The organism is Allobosea sp. P4_H5 (assembly GCF_056400825.1).
This window is the reverse complement of sequence record NZ_JBFUKM010000007.1, coordinates 140,216-158,325: the sequence shown is the minus strand read 5'-3', so window position 1 is coordinate 158,325 and position 18,110 is coordinate 140,216. Positions and strand designations below refer to the sequence as shown.

Annotated in this window: 16 protein-coding genes; 8 read left to right on the top strand and 8 right to left on the bottom strand. The window is 67.1% G+C overall.

Translation table 11 applies throughout. The annotated features are described in order from the left end of the window. Positions 1-38 precede the first annotated feature (38 nt). The 3 genes from AC1DS0_RS16155 to AC1DS0_RS16145 all read right to left on the bottom strand — a co-directional run bounded on the left by AC1DS0_RS16155 (position 39) and on the right by AC1DS0_RS16145 (position 3,110). Positions 39-1,538 (bottom strand): tripartite tricarboxylate transporter permease, encoded by a 1,500-nt coding sequence (locus tag AC1DS0_RS16155; protein WP_476815318.1) that lies wholly within the window; start codon positions 1,536-1,538, stop codon positions 39-41. Positions 1,539-1,557: 19 nt separating this feature from the next. Continuing rightward, the gene (locus AC1DS0_RS16150) at positions 1,558-2,037 is read right to left on the bottom strand and encodes a tripartite tricarboxylate transporter TctB family protein (protein ID WP_476815317.1); all 480 of its coding nucleotides are present in this window, start codon (positions 2,035-2,037) and stop codon (positions 1,558-1,560) included. Between the two features lie 110 nt (positions 2,038-2,147). Further along, positions 2,148-3,110 (bottom strand): Bug family tripartite tricarboxylate transporter substrate binding protein, encoded by a 963-nt coding sequence (locus AC1DS0_RS16145; protein ID WP_476815316.1) that lies wholly within the window; start codon positions 3,108-3,110, stop codon positions 2,148-2,150. A gap of 466 nt (positions 3,111-3,576) precedes the next feature. Here AC1DS0_RS16145 and AC1DS0_RS16140 point away from each other — a divergent pair, with 466 nt between their 5' ends. Both AC1DS0_RS16140 and gor read left to right on the top strand, forming a co-directional pair. Then, on the top strand, positions 3,577-4,758 hold the full coding sequence (locus AC1DS0_RS16140) for an O-antigen ligase family protein (protein ID WP_476815315.1): 1,182 nt from the start codon (positions 3,577-3,579) through the stop codon (positions 4,756-4,758). Continuing rightward, on the top strand, positions 4,751-6,124 hold the full coding sequence (gene gor, locus AC1DS0_RS16135) for a glutathione-disulfide reductase (RefSeq protein WP_476815314.1): 1,374 nt from the start codon (positions 4,751-4,753) through the stop codon (positions 6,122-6,124). The genes AC1DS0_RS16140 and gor overlap by 8 nt, the downstream gene beginning before the upstream one ends. 6 nt (positions 6,125-6,130) lie before the next feature. On the opposite strand, the gene AC1DS0_RS16130 is transcribed toward gor, so the two are convergent. Then, entirely contained in the window at positions 6,131-6,346 is a 216-nt protein-coding gene (locus AC1DS0_RS16130) for a hypothetical protein (protein ID WP_476815313.1), read from the bottom strand. 98 nt (positions 6,347-6,444) lie between these two features. Between AC1DS0_RS16130 and AC1DS0_RS16125 the strand changes: the two genes are divergently transcribed. Next, positions 6,445-7,416 (top strand): LysR family transcriptional regulator, encoded by a 972-nt coding sequence (locus AC1DS0_RS16125; RefSeq protein ID WP_476815312.1) that lies wholly within the window; start codon positions 6,445-6,447, stop codon positions 7,414-7,416. On the opposite strand, the gene AC1DS0_RS16120 is transcribed toward AC1DS0_RS16125, so the two are convergent. After that, positions 7,340-8,377, bottom strand: a complete 1,038-nt coding sequence (locus AC1DS0_RS16120) for an alpha/beta hydrolase (protein WP_476815311.1) — start codon at positions 8,375-8,377, stop codon at positions 7,340-7,342. The genes AC1DS0_RS16125 and AC1DS0_RS16120 overlap by 77 nt on opposite strands. A 206-nt stretch (positions 8,378-8,583) precedes the next feature. Beyond that, positions 8,584-9,798, bottom strand: coding sequence for a PLP-dependent aminotransferase family protein (locus AC1DS0_RS16115; RefSeq protein ID WP_476815310.1), 1,215 nt, complete (start codon positions 9,796-9,798; stop codon positions 8,584-8,586). A 304-nt stretch (positions 9,799-10,102) separates the two neighbouring features. Between AC1DS0_RS16115 and AC1DS0_RS16110 the strand changes: the two genes are divergently transcribed. Together AC1DS0_RS16110 and AC1DS0_RS16105 are read left to right on the top strand one after the other, a co-directional pair. Continuing rightward, positions 10,103-11,488 carry a class II 3-deoxy-7-phosphoheptulonate synthase gene (locus AC1DS0_RS16110; RefSeq protein ID WP_152017425.1) on the top strand — a complete coding sequence of 462 codons (1,386 nt, stop codon included), beginning with the start codon at positions 10,103-10,105 and terminating at the stop codon, positions 11,486-11,488. 112 nt (positions 11,489-11,600) lie between these two features. Continuing rightward, complete coding sequence (locus AC1DS0_RS16105) at positions 11,601-12,437, top strand: cycloisomerase (RefSeq protein ID WP_476815309.1); 837 nt, start codon at positions 11,601-11,603, stop codon at positions 12,435-12,437. Here the strand turns inward: AC1DS0_RS16105 and AC1DS0_RS16100 are convergent, their stop codons facing one another. Next, positions 12,438-13,310: an outer membrane protein gene (locus AC1DS0_RS16100; protein ID WP_476815308.1), complete on the bottom strand. Its 873-nt coding sequence runs from the start codon at positions 13,308-13,310 to the stop codon at positions 12,438-12,440. Positions 13,311-13,479: 169 nt separating this feature from the next. Between AC1DS0_RS16100 and AC1DS0_RS16095 the strand changes: the two genes are divergently transcribed. Next, a complete protein-coding gene (locus AC1DS0_RS16095; RefSeq protein ID WP_476815307.1) occupies positions 13,480-13,773 on the top strand; it encodes a Dabb family protein in 294 nt (97 codons plus the stop codon). Positions 13,774-13,851: 78 nt separating this feature from the next. Beyond that, positions 13,852-15,591: an NAD+ synthase gene (locus tag AC1DS0_RS16090; protein WP_476815306.1), complete on the top strand. Its 1,740-nt coding sequence runs from the start codon at positions 13,852-13,854 to the stop codon at positions 15,589-15,591. Between the two features lie 239 nt (positions 15,592-15,830). Here AC1DS0_RS16090 and AC1DS0_RS16085 read toward each other — a convergent pair whose 3' ends face one another. After that, on the bottom strand, positions 15,831-16,610 hold the full coding sequence (locus tag AC1DS0_RS16085; RefSeq protein WP_152017429.1) for a hypothetical protein: 780 nt from the start codon (positions 16,608-16,610) through the stop codon (positions 15,831-15,833). A gap of 137 nt (positions 16,611-16,747) precedes the next feature. Here AC1DS0_RS16085 and gltX point away from each other — a divergent pair, with 137 nt between their 5' ends. Continuing rightward, entirely contained in the window at positions 16,748-18,088 is a 1,341-nt protein-coding gene (gltX, locus tag AC1DS0_RS16080; protein ID WP_476815305.1) for a glutamate--tRNA ligase, read from the top strand. The last annotated feature ends 22 nt before the right edge of the window (positions 18,089-18,110 follow it).

The following is an 18,110-nucleotide window of genomic DNA, read 5'->3' as shown; positions in this document are numbered from 1 at the left end:
CGGCGGCCTTTTTTTTGTATCGGTCGGCGGCGTAGCCCTCAGTCCTCCGCCGCCTTGAACTTGTTCAGCCCATTCATCACGAAGGGCGCGACGAGGGCGATGAAGGCAATGCCGAGCAGGGTGGCCGAGATCGGGTTCTCCAGCAGGATCATCGGGTCGCCCAGGCTGATCTGCAGGGCGCGGCGCAATTGCTGTTCCGCCATCGGCCCGAGGATCAGCCCGACCACCATCGGCGCGACGGGATAGTCGTAGCGCCGCATCAGATAGCCGAGATAGCCGAAGGCGAAGAGCATCATGAGCTCGACCGGGGAGCCGTTGACCGCGAGCGTGCCCATGGTCGCGAAGACCAGGATGCCGGCATAGAGCCAGGGCTGCGGCACGGCGAGCAGCTTCACCCACAGCCCGATCAGCGGCAGGTTCAGGATCACCAGCAGGACGTTGGCGACGAAGAGCGAGGCGATCAGGCCCCAGACCAGGTCGGGTTTCTCGGCGAAGAGCAGCGGGCCGGGGTTGAGCCCGTATTGCTGGAAGCCGGCGAGCATGATCGCGGCGGTCGCCGAGGTCGGCAGGCCGAGCGTCAGGAGCGGCACCAGCGTGCCGGCGGCCGAGGCGTTGTTGGCGGCCTCGGGACCGGCGACGCCCTCGATCGCGCCCTTGCCGAACTCCTCCGGGTATTTGCACAGCCTCTTCTCGGTCGAATAGCTGAGGAAGGTCGGCACCTCGGCGCCGCCGGCCGGCAGGGCGCCGATCGGGAAGCCGAAGGCGGTGCCGCGCAGCCAGGGCGCCCAGGAGCGCTTCCAGTCCTCCTTGCTCATCCAGAGCGAACCCTTGATCGGGATGATCTCCTCAGGTTCGCGGAAGCGCTTGGAGGCGACGTAGAAGGCTTCGCCCACCGCGAACAGGCCGACGGCGAGCGTCGTCACCTCGATGCCGTTGAGCAGTTCCGGCACGCCGAAGGTCAGGCGCGCCTGGCCGGTCAGCTTGTCGATGCCGACCAGGCCGAGCGTGATGCCGAGGAACAGGCTGGTCAGGCCGCGCAGGGGCGAGTCGCCGAAGGTCGCCGACACCGTGACGAAGGCGACGATCATCAGCGCGAAATAGTCCCACGGCCCGAATTTGACCGCGACCTCGACCAGCCAGGGCGCCAGGAAGGCGAGGCCGATCGTGGCGATCAGGCCGGCGACGAAGGAGCCGATCGCCGACGTTGCGAGGGCCGGGCCGCCGCGGCCGGCCTTGGCCATTTTCGAGCCTTCGAGCGCGGTTGCGAGCGAGGCGCTCTCGCCCGGGGCATTGAGCAGGATCGCCGTGGTCGAGCCGCCATACATGCCGCCATAGTAGATGCCGGCGAACATGATCAGCGAGCCGGCGGGGTCGAGCTTGAAGGTGACCGGCAGCAGGAGTGCGACGGTCAGCGCCGGACCGATGCCGGGCAGCACGCCGACGGCAGTGCCGAGGAAGACGCCGACCAGGCAGAACAGCAGCTTCGAGGGCGCGAGAGCGACGGAGAAGCCGTTCAGCAGGGAAAGGAGAGTGTCCATGATTTACCCGCCTTCGGCGTCAGAGGAAGAGCTGCTCGAACGGACCCGACGGCAGGATCAGCGTCAGCAGCTTGGCGAAGACCAGGAAGATGATGAGCCCGAGCACGAAACCGATGACCGCATCGACGAGGAAGGCGCGGCGGCCGAAGCCGCGAGCGGTGCAGGCGAAGACCAGCGTGGTCGCCAGCACGAAGCCGCCGCCGAGGCCGATCGAGGCGATCAGCCCGACAAGGCCCGCCGCGATCCAGAGCAGGGCGCTCTTGTCGGCCGCTTCCGGCTTGGGCAGCCCCTCGCGGAAGGCGACGAACAGATGCGCCAGACCGAGAAGGACGAGCCCTCCGCAGATCACATAGGGCATCGCCGTCGGCCCGAGGCCGTAATTCGAGGTGATCGTCTGGGTCGAGGCGTCATGGCCGACGATCGCCGCGACGGCGAGCAGTAGCACGCCGACCAGGAGGGCCGGCTTGTCCGGTCGGTGCGCGAGAGGCTCCTGGCTCATCGGATGATCCGTCGTTGCCCGGCATGTCGGCAGCCGGGGAGGGCGAGTGGTAACGAGAGGTAAAAAGGGGCCGGTTTCCCGGCCCCGCATTCAGCTGTGCCGCGGCCGGCTCACTTGACCAGGCCGACCTCGGTCATGACCTTGGAGACGCGGCTGATTTCTTCCTTGAGGAAGCTGTCGAAAGCCGGGCCGGCGAGATAGGCGTCGTCCCAGCCGCGGGCCTTGAGAATGTCCTGCCACTCCTTCGACTTGACCATCTTGTCGGTGGCGTCGATCAGCGCCTTGGTCTGGTCGGCCGACAGGCCGGGAGGGGCCACGACCGAGCGCCAGTTGATCAGGTCGAGATCGATGCCTTGCTCCTTCAGCGTCGGCGCGTCCGGCGCGTTCTCGAGGCGCTTGGAGGAGGAGACGGCGAGCACGCGCAGTTTGCCGGCCTTGATCTGGCCTTCGAACTCGCCATAGCCGGAGACGCCGGCTGTGACGCGCCCGCCGAGCATCGCGGCCAGCGCCTCGCCGCCACCCGAGAACGGGATGTAGTTGATCTTCTTGGCGTCGGCGCCGACGGCCTGGGCGAACAGGGCCGCCAGGATGTGGTCGGTGCCGCCGGCCGAGCCACCGGCCCAGGTCACCTTGGCCGGGTCGGCCTTGAGGCGCTCGGCGAGGTCCTTGGCGGACTTCAGCGGGGAATCGGTCGGGACGACGATGACCTCGGCTTCAGCGGTCAGGCGCGCGATCGGGGTCACCTGGGTCAGGTTCACCGGCGACTTGTTGAGCAGGATGGCGCCGACCATGACGAAGCCGTTGACCATCAGCTGGTGACCGTCGCCCTTGGCGCCGATCAGCTGGGCGAGGCCGATCGTGCCGCCGGCGCCGGTGACGTTGTTGACCTGGACGCTCTTGGAGATGCCTGCAGCCATCAGCGCCTGCTGCATCGAGCGCGCCGTGCCGTCCCAGCCGCCGCCGGGCGCAGCCGGGGCCATGATCTTCAGTTCCATCTGCGCGAAGGCGGCCGTGGTGAGGCCGGCGAGAGCGACGGCGGCCACGGCCCCGCGCTTGAAGAAGGACGTGAGCATAGTTACCTCCCGAGTGGCGCGCTTGGCACGCCGATTATCGACGCTCGCCCTGTGGATCGCATCGGACCGCGGATCAATTGCGCCTGATTGCATAATCACAAGTCAAGATGTTTCGCTTCAGGGGCCTGTGCACGCAGGAAAATTCGATGACAGGCGGCTGGTGAGATCGCCAAAGGTCGTAGGTCCGATGGAGTTGGAGCGGCTTGGGCCGGGTGAGGACGATCTCGTCCAAGTTATGTCCGGCTGCCTCCTTCAGCCTCTAGAGACCGTTTTACCGATCAGGTTGATTCAACCTGATCGGATCCGGCTCTAGGCGACACTTCCCGCATCGCGTAAGCCGCAGCGCATGAGTCAAAACTCTCCGCCAGCCAGTTCGACTGCCTCGAATGCGCTGCCTGCTGCTCCGTCCGCGCGAGCAAGCGAGCCCGCGGCGGTTCGGGCCCTTCGCATCGCCGGTGCGGTCTGCTTGGTCTTGCTGCCGCTCGCCATGTGGTTGGCGAACCGCTCGGCCCCGCTCATGCTGGGCCTTGCCGCCGCCGCTTTCCTGGGGGCGGGGCTGCTGGCCGAGCCGGCGGCGGCGAGTATCGCCCGCCTGCGCCGCCTGCTGACGGCGCCCCTGGCTCTGGCGATCGCCGCATTCCTCGCCTGGGCGCTGGTCTCGATCGGCTGGAGCAACAAGGCCTCCGTCTCCCTGCAGGCCTGGGCGGAATTGGTCTTGCCGATCGTGTTCGCGCTGGCGATCGCGGCCTCCGGGCAATGGCGGCCGACGCCGCTGCTCCTGCGCGCGCTCGCCCTGATGATTCTCGCTGCGGCCATCCTCTCGATGATCGAGCTCGCCTCCGGCCTCTCCCAGCGTGCCGCGCTGGGCACCGGCAAGATGATGGCCTTCGTCTTCAATCGTCCGGCGATCACCTGCTTCCTCCTCGCGGTGCCGACGGTCTACGCGCTCTGGTCGCGACCGGGCGCTCATTGGGCTGACCGGCTGCTGGCCGTGCTGCTCATGCTCGTGGTCGCGGTCTTCGCCGTCCGCTCGGAGAGCGCCTCGGTACGGCTCGGCCTCGCGATCCTGGTGCTGTGCTGGGCTTGCGCCGCGCTCGCCCCGCGCCTTGCACTGACGGCGGCGGCGCTCGCCTTCGTCGCCACCATGGCGCTCGCCCCCGTGCTGGGCGTGACGGCGCAGCGCTGGTTGCCCTCCATCATTCTCGATCGCTTCAACAGCATGACCGGGCAGGCGCGCATCGATATCTGGCAGAGCTTTGGCGAGGTGGTGCGGGTCCGGCCGGTTGCCGGCGCCGGCTTCGGCACGTCCGCTATCATGCGTGACCACCCCGTCGCGGCTGAGGTTCCCGCTGCGGAGCGGGAGCTGCTGGGGGTCGGGCATCCCCACGACATGCCGCTGCAGGCCTGGGCCGAGACCGGCGTGATCGGCGCCGGCCTACTGACGCTTGCCGGGCTGCTGCTGCTTGCGCGACTGCGGCGCCTGCCGCCGGCTGAGCTGGCGCCGCGCCTCGCTTTGTTTGCGGCCGCCTTCTCGATTGCCACGGTCGGGCATGGCGCCTGGCAAGGCTGGTGGATCGCCGCGCTCGGCGCCGCCATTCTCTGGTTTGGAATAAATGCCGCCTCGCGGCAGGGAGAAAGCCATGGCTGAGTTCGACGTCGATCTCTTCGTCATCGGAGCGGGGTCGGGTGGCACGCGCGCCGCCCGCATCGCCGCAGGCCATGGCGCCCGCGTGATGATCGCCGAGGAGGACCGCATCGGCGGCACCTGCGTCATCCGCGGCTGCGTGCCCAAGAAGCTCTTCGTCTATGCCAGCCGCTTCGCCGACGAGTTCGAGGATGCCGCCGGCTTCGGCTGGAGCGTCGGCAAGCCGGAATTCGACTGGCCGACCCTGCGCGATGCCGTCGCCAGGGAGGTGACGCGGCTCTCCGGCCTCTATCGCAAGGGCCTCGACGGCGCCGGCGTCGAAATCCGCGAGGAGCGGGCCGTCGTCACCGGGCCGCACGAGGTCAAGCTGCTAAAGAGCGGGCAGACGATCCGGGCCCGCCATATCCTGGTCGCAACCGGCGGCCATCCCGCCTTCGATCCGCCGATCCCCGGCGGCGAGCTCGGCATCTCCTCGAACGAGGTCTTCCATCTGCCGAGCCTGCCCAGGCGCATGCTCGTCATCGGCGGCGGCTATATCGCGCTCGAATTCGCCAGCGTCTTCGCCCGGCTCGGCGTCGCCGTCACGCTGCTGCATCGCGGCGACAATGTCCTGCGCGGCTTCGACGAGGATCTGCGCACCCGCCTGCGCGATGCGCTCGGCCATGCCGGGATCAGCTTGCGCCTCGGCTGTACGGTCAATCGCATCGAACTGCTGCCGGACGGCACGCGCCGGGCTCATTGTGCCCATGGTGCGCCGATCGACGCCGATGTCGTGCTGGTCGCGACCGGCCGCCGCCCGAACACGGCCGGGCTCGGCCTCGAAGCCGCCGGCGTCAAGCTCGGCCCGGCCGGCCAGGTTCTGGTCGACGCCGCCTCGCTCTCCAATGTCCCGTCGATCGCCGCGGTCGGCGACGTCACCGATCGCGTCAACCTGACCCCGGTCGCGATCCGCGAAGGCCACGCCTTCGCCGACTCAACCTTCGGCGGCAAGCCGTGGACGGTCGATCACGCGCTCGTCGCCTCCGCCGTGTTCACCACACCGGAACTCGGCAGCGTCGGCCTCACCGAACAGCAGGCCCTTGCGACGGGCCGCGAACTGCGCATCTTCGAGACCGGCTTCCGGCCGATGAAGGCGACGATCTCCGGCCGCGACGAGCGCATCTACATGAAGCTCGTTGTCGACGCGCAGACCGATCGGGTGATCGGCGTCCACGTCCTCGGTCACGATGCCGGCGAGATCGTCCAGTCGGTCGCCATCGCCGTCACCATGGGTGCGACCAAGGCCGATTTCGACCGCACCGTCGCCTTGCATCCGAGCGCGGCCGAAGAGCTCGTCACCATGCGCACGCCGCGCAAGAGCGCGCTCTAACTGGCATCAGCTGCCGCGGTCGGCGCGGCGGCTGTCATAAGTCAGGCTTGCGTCACGGAGCCCGACGTCGCGCGCCATATGGGGGCTCAGGCCCTCCTGGTCGAGGCGGTTGTCGAGTGCGACCAGGCGATTGCGCCGGAACTGACGAATGCGGGCGAGAACGGCGCGCAGCGCTGGTATAAGGCTGACATATCCATTATTTCTGCTAACTTCGGCCGACATGATGCGGCTCCCGGGGTCAGTGTCGATTGCGCCAAGGGATGCTCTCGATCGGCTTCGCGGACAAACTGGATTTGACGCCCCATACATAAGGTCAGCTGATGAATGATCTGGCGACCGGCCTGCCGCCGCTCAGCGCGGTCCGCGCCTTCGAGGCGGCGGCGCGCCATGGCAACTTCACCCGCGCCGCGGCCGAACTCGGCATGACGCAGGCTGCGGTGAGCTATCAGGTCAAGCTGCTGGAGGAGCGGCTCGGTCTGCCGCTGTTCCAGCGCCAGGCGCGACGCGTCGCCCTGACCGAGGCGGGCGAGCGCCTTGCGTCGTCGGTGATGGATTCCTTTGACGGCCTACGCGCGGCCTTCGCCGCCGTAACCGAGACGGCCGAAGGCGTGCTCTCGATCCAGGCGCTGCCGACCATCGCCTCGAATTGGCTGGTGCCGCGCCTCGGTCTGTTCCAATGCGCCAATCCGGGGCTGGCGGTGCGAATGGTCACGCAGGTCGGCCCGCACGATCCGCAGCGCGACGATTGCGATGTCGCCATCCACCGAGGTGGCGGCCAGTGGCCGGGGCTCGAGGCGCACTGGCTGATGAAGAGCGAGTTCACGCCGCTATGCGGGCCGAACCTGTTCCGCGATCTTGGCCGGCCGCCGCAACCCTCGGACCTCTTGCACGTGAAGCGCATCGGCAAGACCGAGGCCTGGGATCGCTGGTTCGCCGCCGCGGGGGTCAATTCCGAGGCGACGCCGGTGGAGGCAGGCTTCGACCTCGCCGTGCAGCAGCTCGAAGTCACGGCCGCGCTGGCCAGCAACGGCGCGGCCATGTGCTCGCCGATCTTCTTCCTGCGCGAGCTCTGCGAAGGGCTGTTGGTCCAGCCCTTCGACCTGATGCTTCCCGGCGGCAACGACTACTGGCTGACCTACCCGGCAAGGCGCCGGACCGCGCGCAAGATCAGCCTGTTCCGCGACTGGCTGCTGGAGCAGGCGCGCGAGCCCGCGCCTATTTCGTCAGCCCCTTCTTCGCCAGCCAGTCCTGGATCAGCTGAGCGACAGCCAGATTATTCTTGTCCATCATGAGCATGTGCGAATTGCCGGTGATGCCGACGGCGGGCAGGTTGACCACATCGACAGAGCCGCCGGCCGCGGTGATCTTGTCGCCGAAATCGGTCGCGGTCTTGCGGATGGTCGGCCAGCGCGCGTCCTGCTCGATATAGTCGCCGAACACCATCAGCACCGGGATGTCCTTCAGTGCCGCCGCCTTGACCGGATCGCCGATGCCGGCGGGCTCGACCGCGATCAGCGCCTTGACCTTGTCGGGTCGCGCCTGCGCCACCTTGAAGCCGAACTGGCCGGACTGGCTGTGGAACGAGATCACGCAGGGGCAGACCTTGTCGACCTCGGCGATATAGGCGTCGATGATCATCTGGTCGGTCGAGGTCCAGCGCGGCACGATCTGCTTGACGAAATTGTCGTAGCCCTCGGCCGGGAACTGGCTGCCCGGCAGGTATTTGCGCTTGGCCGGGTCGGCGTCATAGCCGCCGCCGGCGCCGATGCGGAAGCGCTCGAACGGGTTCGCCGTGGTCAGGAACAGCGGCTCGCCGGGGATGACGTCGGGATACATCGCCCAGCTCGAGCGCCCGCGCTCGACCGCGTCGGAATTGTAGACCGACCAGCCCTTGCGCAGGAAGAATTCGAGCCAGCCCTGGCGGCCGTCCGGTGTCGACTCGTAGTTGACGCCGGTCATGCCGCCGCCATGCCAGAGCAGAAGCGGGACGGAGCCGCGCTCGTTCTGCGGCAGGAAATACTGCACATACATCTGCCCGGTCTGGTAGGTGCCGTTCGGGTCGACGCGGGCGGGCGTGCCGCCCGGCGTGAACACCACATCCTTCACCGGCCGGCCCGAGATCTCGACCAGCTTGCCGCCGACATGGAAGGAGCCCATGCCGCGCAGGGTGATCGGCTCCTGCGCCGGCTGGGCCTGCGCCGCCCCGAGGCCGCAGGCCAGGCCGAAAGCGGCCGCCAGAATGTGACGTCTCATGGTTCCTCCCGTCGCCGCGACCGGCGTTGTTGGTTGCGTGGCCATCTTCGGCCGCGCCGCGCGAGGGAGACAATGGCCTTTGCGGGCAGGTGTGAAATGCAAATGCCGGGGAGATTGATGCAGGCAGTGCATCAATACTCGAACTTCGCCGAGGAGCCGATGCGATGCGCGCGGCGCGGGGGTCCGCTCCCTTCACCGGCAAAGGTTTAATCCGGCCAGCGCCTCAGCGCTTCGATGCGGCGGCTGCGGCGCTGCTCGAGCGGTGTCGCGATGATTGCGTTCGAGCGGAGAGCCGTATCGAGCTCCTCCCCTAGTCGCTGTGCGACGATGGCCTCCTCGCCGGGATGGAGATTGCACGGATCCAGCTCGACATATCCGAAGTCGACCTCGTCATCCCTCACGATCACCGGCCTTTCGCCACGCGCCAACGCGTCGGCGAGATCCCAGGCCGTGATATGGGCCTCGTCGGGGCGGAGCGCGATGCGCAGGCGGTCGACGGGGTTTCCTGTCGGGTCGGGCTCGATCGTCGCGGTCACGCCGGGGCGGCCTTGCAACGCCTGTTGCCAGAGGGCGAGATGGCCCCGCTCGCGGGCGCGAATGCTGGCATGGTCGCGCCTCTCCCATGCTTCGAGCGCGGCGATCGCGCCGTGGATGCTTTCCTTGCCGGCCTTCATGCCGCGCCCGATGCCTCGGTTCTGCAGGAAGGCGGCGCGGACCAGATCCTTGCGCCCGGCAACGAGGCCGCCCGTCGGTCCGCCGAGGAATTTGTGCGCTGAGTAGATCGCGAGATCGGCGCCTTCGGCCAGGAAACCGCGCAAGTCGTATTCGGACGCCGCATCGACGATGACTGGTACATCGGCGGCATGGCAGGTCTCGCAGAAAGTCCGGAGCGATATCAGCCCATACTGAACTGTATGATGCGAGACGACGTAGAGCGCTGCCGCTGTCCGCTGACCCAGCATGGCTTCCAGCTGGTAGCGCTCGGCCGATGTGGCTTGACCGATCAGGACCGGCACTGCTCCGGCGAGACGTATGGCTTGCTCGACGGGCGCGCCGTAGTTGACGGCATGGCCCGTCATCAGTGCGACTTCGTTCTTCAGGCCTGCCGTATCGGGGAGGCGCTCGATCGTCGCGATATCCGGTCCCGTCATCGCGCCAGCGACCGCCAATGTCATTCCTGCAGCGCAAGAAGCAGTAACGAAGCCGGCCTCTCCGCCGGTCAGCCTTGCGATCACGCGGCTGGCCTGCCGTTGCAAGTCGTCGATCTCGACGAAATGCGGGAGGATGGCCGTCATCGCAGCGATGGCATCCGGCTCCACGCTCGCCGCACCGAGCGCCGTCATCGTGCCCGAGACATTGATGATTGGCCGCAATCCGGCGCCGGGCCGGAAATCGGGCGCCGTAGCAATAGGTCCAGCCATCAGGTAGTTCCTGAAACGAATGCAGGGAAGGGCTTCACATGCCGCTTTTTCGCATGATTCAAAATATCAGCCGGTTGAATCGATAGGCCAGCGTGTTGAATCGTGATGGCAAGCTGCTGAGTCCGGATCGTAGCCGACGGCGCGATCACTTTGATCGGACTCTCGTTTTTCGCTCGGTGGCCCGAACCGAGCCACATCAGTCTTGCCGTAACGGTGGCCAGCGGCCATCTGCAGGTGTATAGGCCCCCTTCGCGCCAAGATGAGGTTAACGCAGGCGCGATGCGTGAAATCAGGAGCAAGACCCATGTCCGAGCGGTGGACGCCCGAGAGCTGGAGGGCAAAGCCCGTCCAGCAGATGCCGGAATATCCGGATCAGGCAGCCTTGAAGGCGGTTGAGCAGCAGCTCGCCGGCTTTCCGCCGCTGGTTTTTGCAGGCGAGGCGCGCAAGCTCAAACGGGCGTTGAGCAAGGTCGCGGCCGGCGAGGCCTTCCTGCTTCAGGGTGGCGATTGCGCGGAGAGCTTCGCCGAGCACTCGGCCGACAATATCCGCGACTTCTTCCGGCTGTTCCTGCAGATGGCGGTGGTGCTGACCTTCGCCGGCGGCTCGCCGGTGGTGAAGGTCGGCCGTATCGCCGGCCAGTTCGCCAAGCCGCGCTCGGCGCCGAACGAGAAGATCGGCGATGTCGAGCTGCCGAGCTACAAGGGCGACATCATCAACGACAACGAGTTCACGGCAGAGTCGCGGATTCCCGACCCGCGCCGGCAGCTCGAGGCTTACCGGCAGTCGGCGGCGACGCTCAACCTGATCCGCGCCTTCGCCACCGGCGGCTATGCCAATCTCGACAACGCGCATCGCTGGATGCTCGGCTTCGTCAAGGATAGCCCGCAATCGCATCGCTACCAGGAGCTGGGCGACCGTATCACCGAGTCGCTCGACTTCATGCGCGCCATCGGCGTCGATCCCGAGACGCATCCCGAGATGCGTACGACGGATTTCTACACCAGCCACGAGGCGCTGCTGCTCGGCTACGAGCAGGCGATGACGCGCACCGACTCGACGACCGGCGACTGGTACGCCACCTCCGGTCACATGGTCTGGATCGGCGACCGCACCCGTCAGCTCGACCACGCCCATGTCGAGTACTTCCGCGGCATCAAGAACCCGATCGGCCTGAAATGCGGCCCGTCCCTGAAGCCGGACGAGCTGCTCAAGCTGATCGACGCGCTCGATCCGCAGAACCAGGCCGGTCGCCTCGTCCTGATCGGACGCTTCGGCGCCGACAAGGTCTTCGACCACCTGCCGGCTCTGGTGCGCGCCACCAAGCGGGAAGGGCGCAACGTTGTCTGGTCCTGCGACCCGATGCACGGTAACACGGTCAAGGCGGCGAGTGGCTACAAGACCCGGCCGTTCGACCTGATCCTGACCGAGGTGAAGAACTTCTTCGCCGTCCATCAGGCCGAAGGCACGCATGCCGGCGGCCTGCATCTCGAGATGACCGGCAAGAACGTCACCGAGTGCACCGGCGGCGCCCGCGGCATGACGGACGCCGATCTCAACGACCGCTACCACACGGTCTGCGATCCGCGCCTCAATGCCGAGCAGGCGCTGGAGCTGGCCTTCCTCGTCGCCGAACTGGTCAAGCGCGAGCGCTCCGGCCGCACCCGGCCTGAGGTCGAAGCGGCCGAGTGAACGATAGGGTGACGGGCCGGCTTCATCGGCCCGTCACCTTGACCGCCCAGCCCCCGCCTCCCATGGTCGATGCCGAGAGCGGCTGAAGCCGACGAGGCGTGGGGAGAGGGCGATGAAGCTCAAGGTTGCGGCGGCGCTGGCCGCCTGTCTGGTCGCAGCTCCGGTGGTGGCGCAGGAAGCTGCCAAGAAGCCGACGGCCCCGAGCGGCCGTTTTGTCGAGATCTCCCGGTTCAAGGCCCCGGCCGCCCGCCAGGCGGCTGCGGTCGATGCCGGTCATGTCTACGCGATCACCGATCGGGCCATCGCCAAGCACGACAAGACGACCGGTGCCCTGGTCAAGGAATGGAAGGGCGCCGAGGACGGCCCGATCATCCATCTCGACAGCGGCGCGGTGGTCGACGGCAAGCTCTACGCCGCCCATTCCAACTACCCGGCCTCGCCGATGACGAGCTCGGTCGAGATCTGGGACGCCCAGACGCTCGAACATATCGGTTCGCACAGCTTCGGCATCCTGCTGGGATCGCTGACCTGGCTCGACAAGCACGATGGCGCCTGGTGGGGCGTCTTCGCCAACTACAGCCGCGTCTTCGGCCAGAGCCAGCAACCCTATGGCAATTCCTACTGGACGACGCTGGTGAAGTTCGACGAGGCCTGGAAGCCGGTCCAGGGCTGGACCTTCCCGGCTTCGGTGATCAAGCGGGCCGAGCCGATGAGCATGTCGGGCGGTAGCTGGGGCAAGGACGGGCTGCTCTACGCCACCGGCCATGACCACAAGGAAGTCTACGCCCTGCGCCTGCCGAAGATGGGCTCGGTGCTGGAGCTGGTCGCGACCTATCCGATCGAGGGCGAGGGCCAGGGCATTGCCTGGGATCGCAGCGGCGGCGCCGAGACGCTGTGGATGATCAGCCGGGCCAAGACCGAGCTGATCGGCCAGCGCTTCGAGCGCTGATCAGAACTTCAGCGCGGCGGCGATGCGGCCGGTGTTGACCGTCGTCGTCGTGCCCTCGACCTCGGCGAAGCGGACGATCTGGTACTCGGCCCGCAGGAACAAATTGTCGGTCAGGGCCCAATCGACGCCGACGCCGCCGGAAAGGCCGAAGGCGTAGGTGTTCTTGCGGAGGCTCCCGACGCGCAGCGGATAGCCAGAGGCGCGGTTGCGGGTTTCACTGGCCTGGCCGGCATTGTTGACGATCAGGATATCGGCGTCGATCGTCGAGGTCGTGTTGAAGCGGCCGAGAGCCGCACCGATCGTGGCGAAAGGCATGATCCGGCCATAGGCCCAGCCCATGCGCAGCCGCAGCGTGGCGTAGTCGTTGAGCTTGGCCGCCTGGTCGGTCGCCATCGCCCAATCATAGACGCGGCCGCTCGACATGGTGCTGCGCCGGGCGATGTAGTCGGTCACCCGGTATTCGTGTCCCGAGCGGGTGTAGTCGGCCTCGAGACCGAGGACGACATCGTCGAAGAGATAATTGTAGCCGGCGATGCCGAAGAACTGCGTGCCGCTGTCGCGCTTGTCCGGCAGGTCGTTGATGAACGACCCCATGTCGCGTTCGGCGACGAGATCGGTGTTGCGGAAGGCGGAGTTGGCGAGAGCACGCAGGCCTTCGCCCGGCTTGAACTTGGTCTCGCTCACGCCCGCACCGCCGCCGAAATAGAAGCCGGACCAGTCGAAGCGTCCGCCGCCGAACATCGGCGGGGCCTCCACCGGCTGCTCGATCTGCGAGCCCCTGAGATAGTCGGCGCCCAGCGCCGCCTGCGGCAGAGCCAGCGTGCAGGCCATCGCGACGACGGGGGCGAGGGCGGCGATAGATGCAGCACGCATCGCGTGTCTCTCCGAGCAGCGGCCGAAGCAGCGGTTGCATCGGCCCGGAGACGATTCATGCGCGGTTAACCCTAATACGCGGTTAATGCGGTTGCCGATCGGGCATGTCTCTGAAAAGGGTGCCTTGCGATGGACCTGCCGATTCCGGCTCGGGGCCGGAGGAGGGCGGATGATCCGGCATATCGTGTTCTTCACGGCCAAGCGCGCCGAGGATGTCGGCATGATCCAGCGCCTTCTGAGCCGACTGGGCGAAATCCCGCATGCGCTCGCCTTCGAGGTCGCTGCCAACGCCAGGATCGATCCGATCGGCGATGCCGCCGATATCGTCGTCTACGGCGAGTTCGCCGATGAGGCCGCGCTCGCCGCCTGGAAGGCGCATCCGATCTATGACGAGACGACGCAGGTCGTGCGGCCTTTGCGCGAACTGCGCTGCTCCGCCGATTTCCGCTCGTCGCTGAGCTGATCTGACCTTGCGAAAACGCAGGGGCGAGCCGGGCGCGGCACCGTTGCTGGCGCGCGGGCCGCAAGCTACATCCAGATCATGACCGCGACCTCTCTCCGCCTGGCGCTCGCCCAGCTCAACCCGATCGTCGGCGATGTCGCCGGCAATGCCGAGAAGGTGCGCGCCGCCCGCCGCGAGGCGGCTGCCGGCGGCGCCGAGCTCGTGATGTTCCCAGAGCTCTTCCTCTCGGCCTATCCGCCGGAGGACCTGGTGTTGAAGCCGGCCTTTCAGGACGCCTGCCGCAAGGCCTGCGAGGACCTCGCCCGCGAGACCGCTGACGGCGGCCCGGCCGTGCTCGTCGGACTGCCCTGGCTCGAGGACGGCAAGCTCTACAACGCCTATGCGCTGCTCGACGGCGGCCTGATCCAGTCCGTGCGCTTCAAGGTCGACCTGCCCAATTACGGCGTCTTCGACGAGAAGCGTGTGTTCGAGCCCGGCCCGCTGCCCGGCCCGGTCGTCTTCCGCAACCATGTCCGCCTCGGCATTCCGATCTGCGAGGACATCTGGGGCGAGGAGGTCGTCGAATGCATCGCCGAGACCGGCGGCGAGATCCTGCTGGTGCCGAACGGCTCGCCCTTCCGCCGCGGCGTGATCGAGGAGCGGCTCAACGTCGCCGTCGCCCGCGTCGTCGAGAGCGGCCTGCCCATGGTCTATCTCAACCAGCTCGGCGGCCAGGACGAGCTCGTCTTCGAAGGCGCCTCCTTCGTCCTCAATGCCGACCGCAGCTTCGCCCATCAATTGCCGGCCTTTCGTGAGGCGATCACGATCACGCACTGGGAGCGTGGGCCCGATGGCTGGCGCTGCCTGCCGGGTGAGGTCACCGCCATCGAGAGCGGCGACGAGGCCGACTATGCCGCCTGCGTGCTCGGCCTGCGCGACTATGTTGAGAAGAATCGCTTCCCGGGCGTCGTGCTCGGCCTCTCCGGCGGCATCGACTCCGCCATCTGCGCCGCCATGGCGGTCGATGCGCTGGGCGCTGAGCGCGTGCGCTGCGTGATGATGCCTTATCGCTTCACCTCGCAGGAGAGCCTCGATGACGCCAAGAAATGCGCTGACGCGCTCGGCGTGCGCTATGAGATCGTGCCGATCGCCGAGCCGGTCGAGGGCTTCGAGCACGCTTTGGCCGAGCTCTTCGCCGGCACCAATCGCGGCATCACCGAGGAGAACCTGCAGAGCCGCGTGCGCGGCACGCTCTTGATGTCGATCTCGAACAAGTTCGGGCCGATGGTGGTGACGACCGGCAACAAGTCGGAGATGTCCTGCGGCTACGCCACGCTCTATGGCGACATGAACGGCGGCTACAACCCGATCAAGGACCTCTACAAGACCGAGGTCTTCCGCCTCTCGGCCCTGCGCAATCGCTGGAAGCCGGCCGGCGCGCTCGGGCCGGATGGCGAGGTGATCCCCGAGAACATCATCGTCAAGCCGCCTTCAGCCGAACTGCGCGAGAACCAGAAGGATCAGGATTCGCTGCCGGCCTATGAGGTGCTCGACGATATCCTCGCCTGCCTGATCGAGCACGAGATGCGCCTTTCCGACATCGTCGCCCGCGGCCATGACCTGGAGACCGTGCAGAAGGTCGAGCGGCTGCTCTATCTCGCCGAGTACAAGCGCCGGCAGGCGGCGCCGGGCGTCAAGGTCACCCGCAAGAACTTCGGCCGCGACCGGCGCTATCCGATCGTCAACCGCTTCCGCGATCCCGGCGAGCCGGCGCATGAGCCGGATCGATCACTGGTCAAGGGTGTCGGCAAGGCCGGTGGCGAGAGCTTCGATTTTTAGAGCGAGAACCTCGCTCGTCATTCCGGGGCGCCGCGCAGCGGCGAGCCCGGAACCCATGAACACCGCCTTTTCCGTCATGGTCGGGCTTGTCCCGGCCATCCACGTCTTTGCTGGTCGAAGGCGGTGTTCAAGACGTGGATGCTCGCCACAAGGGCGAGCATGACGGACTGGAGCAGTGTCGTGTTCATGGGTTCCGGGCTCAAGCCTGCGGCCTGCCCCGGAATGACGGCGGAGTGCCGCTACAGCCAGAACCCGCCGATCTGGTTCGCTGCCGGATTGGCGATGCAGGCAGTCATCCGGTCGAGCCAGATGCGCTGGTACTTGGCATTGGCGCCATGCTGGGTGTCGACGTCGTAGCGGCGCTGGATCAGTTTGACGCGGCGCTTGATGTGCAGGTCGACGAGGCTGGTGAGCTGCGTGATCAGCCCGCCGATCGTCGGAGCGCGCGCGATGGTGAGCTGGTGCGCCAGAGCGCGGCAGACCACGAAGCCGACATCGTAATGGAACTGCTCATGAGCGAGCAGGCCCGCATCCAGCGTCACGCCGATCCGGACCTGCGCGTTCGGCCAGACCTCGATGTCGTTGGGCACGCCGAAGGCATAGTCGGTCCCGACCATGCGGGCGCCCTTGTCGAAGATCTCGTACTCGAAGGCGGTGTAGGCGTCCTGAACCGTGCCGTCGGCCGGATCGATCACCACCGGCACCTGCAGGAAATCGCCGGCCTTGAGCTTGATCGGCAGGCGCGAGGCGCTGACCACGACGCCGGCAGGCGCCGGATTGTTGGCCATGTGCAGGAAGGTCTTGCCACCCGGGTCGACCTTGGAATCCGGGCTGGTCATCTTCAGGAAGACCTGCTGGTAGCGCTTGATCCCGCCTCGGGTCAGCGGCCCGCAATCGCCGTCGACATCGAGCAGATCGATGCCGAGCGCCGCCGTGTGCGGGTTGATCATCGCCTGGACCAGGCGCGTGTCGGGAACCGTGTTCTTGCCGCCAAGCCCGACTGAAGCCGTGATGCTCATCCTCGCCTCCCAGCGCAGATATCGACCGTCCCGTCGTCTCTAACCTTGCGTCAATCTGGGCGCTTGTCGATCTGCTTCCGCCAGTGCCGTGAGATGCCCTTGCCCTCGGGCTCGTCCCGCGCGACAAGCGGCCGGTCATGACCACACCCTTCGTCCGTACCGCCCCGTCGCCGACCGGCTATCTGCATATCGGCAATGCCCGCTCGCTGATGTTCAACTGGCTCTTTGCCAAGCGGCATGTCGGGCGTTTCCTGTTGCGCTATGACGACACCGACCAGGCGCGCTCGAAGCCGGAGTTCGCCGAGGCGATCGCAGAGGATCTCGCCTGGCTCGGTGTCGTCCCCGATGCCAGCATCAAGCAGTCTGAACGGATCGCGCTCTATGATGCCGCGGCAGACAAGCTGCGCGCCGCTGGCCGCCTCTATCCCTGTTATGAGAGCGCCGACGAGCTCGATCGCAAGCGCAAGCGCCAGCTCGCCCGCGGTCTGCCCCCCGTCTACGACCGCGCCGGCCTGAAGCTGACCGCCGAGGAGCGTGCCAGGCTGGAGGCCGAGGGCCGTAAAGCCCATTGGCGCTTCCTGCTCGATTGGGAGGAGGTCGGCTGGGACGATCTTGTCCGCGGCCCGTCCCATGTCGATTGCGCCTCGCTCTCCGATCCGGTGCTGGTGCGCGAGGACGGCACCTATCCCTATACGCTGCCCTCGGTCGTCGACGATCTCGACGTCGGGATAACCCATGTCATCCGCGGCGAAGACCACGTCACCAACACCGCCGTGCAGATCCAGATCATGCAGGCATTGGGCGGGACGCTGCCGGCCTTCGGCCACCACAACCTGCTGACCACCGCGAGCGGCGAGGGGCTGTCGAAGCGCCTCGGCCATCTCTCTTTGCGAGGCCTGCGCGAATCCGGGATCGAATCGCTGGCGGTGGCGGCGCTCGCCGTGCTCACGGGCTCGTCGGATGCGGTCCGCCCGGTGTCGAGCCTCGACGAGCTCGCCGGGCTGGTCGACCTCGCCCATGTCTCGCGCGCTCCGGCCAAGTTCGACGAGCATGAGCTGGAGACGCTCTCGGCCCGTACCCTGCACCAGCTCGACTTCTCAGCGGTCGAGGAACGGCTGAGAGAGCTCGGGATTCCCGCCAGCGAGCCGTTCTGGCTCGCCGTGCGCGGCAATCTCGGCCGGCTCTCGGCTGCCAAGGACTGGTGGAAGATCGTCGAGGGGCCGATCGAGACGGATATCGTCGACACGGGGTTCGCAGCCGCCGCGGCTGCGCTGCTGCCGGCCGAACCGTTCGATCAGACGACCTGGAAGAGCTGGACCCAAGCCGTGGCCGCCGCGACCGGCACTAAGGGCAAGGCGCTGTTCATGCCGCTGCGCCAGGCGTTGACCGGCCTCGACCATGGCCCCGAGCTGGCGGCGCTGCTGCCGCTGATCGGACGCGAGAAGGCGCTGAAGCGACTCGCCGGCGAAGCGGCGTAGGTCTCAAGAAAAACGCGCCGCC